This is a genomic window from Salinisphaera hydrothermalis C41B8 (assembly GCF_000732535.1).
GTDB classification, from domain to species: domain Bacteria; phylum Pseudomonadota; class Gammaproteobacteria; order Nevskiales; family Salinisphaeraceae; genus Salinisphaera; species Salinisphaera hydrothermalis.
In genome coordinates this window covers 1-3,232 of the sequence record NZ_APNK01000073.1, presented here as the reverse complement: position 1 = coordinate 3,232, position 3,232 = coordinate 1, and the positions used below count along the sequence as shown (strand labels likewise).

Annotated in this window: 3 protein-coding genes; all 3 read left to right on the top strand. The window is 57.3% G+C overall.

Going from position 1 to position 3,232, the window contains the following annotated elements; all coding sequences use genetic code 11:
* Window positions 1-278: hypothetical protein (locus C41B8_RS20985; protein WP_232226130.1), on the top strand; the 278-nt coding region annotated here is incomplete at its 5' end.
* 68 nt (window positions 279-346) lie between these two features.
* Window positions 347-2,005, top strand: a complete 1,659-nt coding sequence (gene aceF, locus C41B8_RS19075) for a dihydrolipoyllysine-residue acetyltransferase (RefSeq protein ID WP_037341965.1) — start codon at window positions 347-349, stop codon at window positions 2,003-2,005.
* Window positions 2,006-2,064: 59 nt separating this feature from the next.
* The gene (locus C41B8_RS19070; protein ID WP_037341967.1) at window positions 2,065-2,673 is read left to right on the top strand and encodes a glutathione binding-like protein; all 609 of its coding nucleotides are present in this window, start codon (window positions 2,065-2,067) and stop codon (window positions 2,671-2,673) included.
* Window positions 2,674-3,232: the final 559 nt, after the last annotated feature.

Here is a 3,232-nt window from a genome sequence, read left to right as displayed (position 1 = left end):
CCGATGGCTCTTGCGAAGCAGCTTGCCACTTATCGCACTGTCCAGAAATCAGGGGCCAGTTCATACCGCTGCCGTATTACACACTCGGCACCGACGGCTTTGGCCGGTCCGACACTCGGCCGGCGCTACGCGACTTCTTTGAGGTCGACCGACGCTGGGTCACGGTCACAGCACTTAAGGCACTGGCGGATCAAGGCGAGATACCGCGCGAGAAAGTCTCCGAGGCGATTCACAAGTACGGCATCAGCCCCGACAAACCAGATCCGGTGACGGTCTAACGACGCCGATATGCACGACCGTAGTTTTTACGAGATCCAAATATCGTAATTCATTGATTGAGGTTTTAATGTCGGCGCAGGAAATCAAGGTCCCGGATATCGGCGATTTCGACTCGGTCGAAGTCATCGAAGTGCTGGTCTCCGAGGGCGATACGGTCGAACAAGAACAACCGCTGATCACGCTGGAGTCCGACAAGGCGACACTCGAAGTGCCGTCGACCGTGGCCGGCAAGATCACCGAACTCAAGGTCTCCGAAGGCAGTACCGTCTCCGAAGGCGATGTGATCGCCATGATCGAAGCCGGCGAGGAATCCGGTGGCGACGAGTCGCAGGATGATGGCGACGAGCAGGCCCAGGAGTCGGGCGACGATGCCTCCGAGGACGAATCCTCGGAAGCAACCGAACAGGCCTCCGGCGACGAACAGTCGGGCGGCGGCGAGACCGTCGAGGTCAAGGTCCCCGACATCGGCGATTTCGATTCGGTCGAAGTCATCGAAGTGCTGGTTTCCGAAGGCGACGAAGTCGAGAAGGAACAGCCGCTGATCACGCTGGAATCAGACAAGGCGACCCTCGAAGTCCCCTCGACCGAAGCGGGCACGATCAGCGAACTGAAGGTCTCCGAAGGCAGCACTGTCTCGGAAGGCGATGTCATCGCCCTGCTCCAGTCGGCCGGCGGGTCCAAGTCAAGCGGCGGCGACAAGAAGCCGGAACCCGGCACCGCCTCGCAGGACGACAAGCCGGTCGAGGCCGACGTCAGCGGCGGCGATCCGTCCAAGCTCAAGTCGGTCGACGAAGAGCGTTTCGGCAAGGCCCACGCCTCGCCGAGCGTGCGCAAGTACGCCCGCGAGCTTGGCGCGGATCTCGGCAACGTCAAGGGCTCCGGCCACAAGGGCCGCATCACCTTCGAGGACGTCCAGTCCTATGTGAAGGGTGCGCTGGATCAGGTCCAGAGCGGCAAGGGCGCCGGTACGGCCGCACCCGCCGGCGGTGGTGGCGTGCCCGCCCAGCCGGACATCGACTTCAGCCAGTTCGGCGAAGTCGAAGTCACTGAGCTACCGCGCATCCGCAAGATCTCGGCCAAGGCGGTGCACAAGAACTGGCTGCTCATCCCGCATGTCACCCAGTTCGACAATGCCGACATCACCGAAATGGAAGCCTTCCGCCAGGCCAACAAGGAAAAGGCCAAGGCCGACGGCGTCAAGCTCACGCCGCTCGCCTTCCTGCTGAAAGCCTCGGCGGCCGCGCTCAAGAAGTTCCCGGATCTCAACAGTTCGCTCACCGCGGACGGCGAGCATCTGGTGCACAAGAAGTACGTCAACATCGCCGTGGCGGTCGATACCCCCAACGGCCTGCTCATGCCGGTCATCAAGGACGTCGACAAGAAAGGCATCTACCAGATCGCCCGCGATCTGGTAGATGTCTCCGGCCGCGCCCGCGAAGGCAAGATCAAGGGCGACGACATGAAAGGCGCCTGCTTCTCGATCTCCAGCCTGGGTGGGGTTGGCGGCACGGCGTTCACGCCGATCGTCAACTCGCCGGAAGTCGGCATCCTGGGCGTGTCCAAGCATAGCTGGCAGCCGGTCTGGAACGGTTCCGAGTTCGAGCCGCGTCTGCTGCTGCCGCTGTCGTTCTCCTACGACCACCGTGTGATCGACGGGGCCAAGGCGGCGCGGATCACGGGGTTCATCAGCGAGAAGCTGTCGGACCTGCGGACGTTGTTGCTCTAGGACGACAGAACCGCGCCCTTCCGAAGCTTCCAACTCAGTCCATAGCAAAGGAGCTCATGATGAAACTTTACTACGCAACGGGTACGTGCTCGCTCGCTCCCCGCATTGTGGCGCACGAGCTTGATATTGAACTCGACTCAGAGAAGGTCGATATCAAGAAGCACGTAACAGAGACCGAAGCGGACTACCTCCAAATCAATCCCAAGGGCTATGTGCCAGCACTTGAACTGGAGAACGGCGAGCTGCTAACCGAAGGCGTCGCCATCATGCAATATATGGTGAATTCGGTAGCGTCTCAGCAGCTAGTTCCGTCGCAAGATGATCTCCAATATTTCCGGCTCCAAGGATGGCTGACCTTCATCAGCACTGAGCTGCACAAGATGTTTAGCCCATGGCTTTTTCATCCGGAGTATGGATCCGAAGCTCAACGCGTTGCGACGCAGAAAATCTGTGAGCGCTTCTCCTTCATTAACGGCCACTTGGAAGCCAATGCCTACCTTCTAGGAGAGATGTTCACCCTTGCAGACATCTATCTCTACACCATCTCAAGATGGTCTGATCTATTTAGAATATCGCTCTCACCATATCCTAAGCTGAAAGCTTACCTAAACGGCCTAGGGGACCGTTCAACGTTTAAGCTAGCCATGAATTCCGAAGGGATAGTCTAAATGAGCAATGGTTCTTGGGCGGTCAGTACCGCTCAATGTGTGAGAAGGCTGGCCAGCAGTACGAGGCACAAGCTCTAGCTGCAAGCCCACTTTTTAGATGCCGCTCGGCTGTCAATTTAATTTCTGGCCAGCTCGAAAATTGTTCGACCAGTAGGTCCACTTCTGGCCGGAAGCAGAAGCAGGCGGTCATCTTTAATCCGCGCTTGGCTCTTCTCGCTGAGGCGACTGCGATGCAGCGCCTTGGGCTGCTGTAACTATGCGACTACTAACTGAGGTGGTAGCCAAGCCATCATTGCAGAGTTAGTACAGAAAAATTTTTGCAACGGACTACCACAAATTTGTCGACATTATCGCCCCCTTTTAAAATCCTAGAGTTAGAGGCAACATTGCGACGGTCTGTATTGTTAATGGACGGACTTTATTGTCGGTTTTCAAAGTTGAAAACCAACAATAAAGTCTGTCGATAAGAAGCCGCTAATGCATTGATTTCTTTAGCCTGAGATATGCTCGAAAGTGGTGTACGCGGGAGTTTGAATTAGGCGGCGTATCCGGCTGGAAT

Excerpts from the sequence above, each read along its gene's own strand:
- aceF (WP_037341965.1), top strand. The coding sequence starts at position 347 with ATGTCGGCGCAGGAAATCAAGGTCCCGGATATCGGCGATTTCGACTCG.
- C41B8_RS19070 (WP_037341967.1), top strand. The coding sequence starts at position 2,065 with ATGAAACTTTACTACGCAACGGGTACGTGCTCGCTCGCTCCCCGCATT.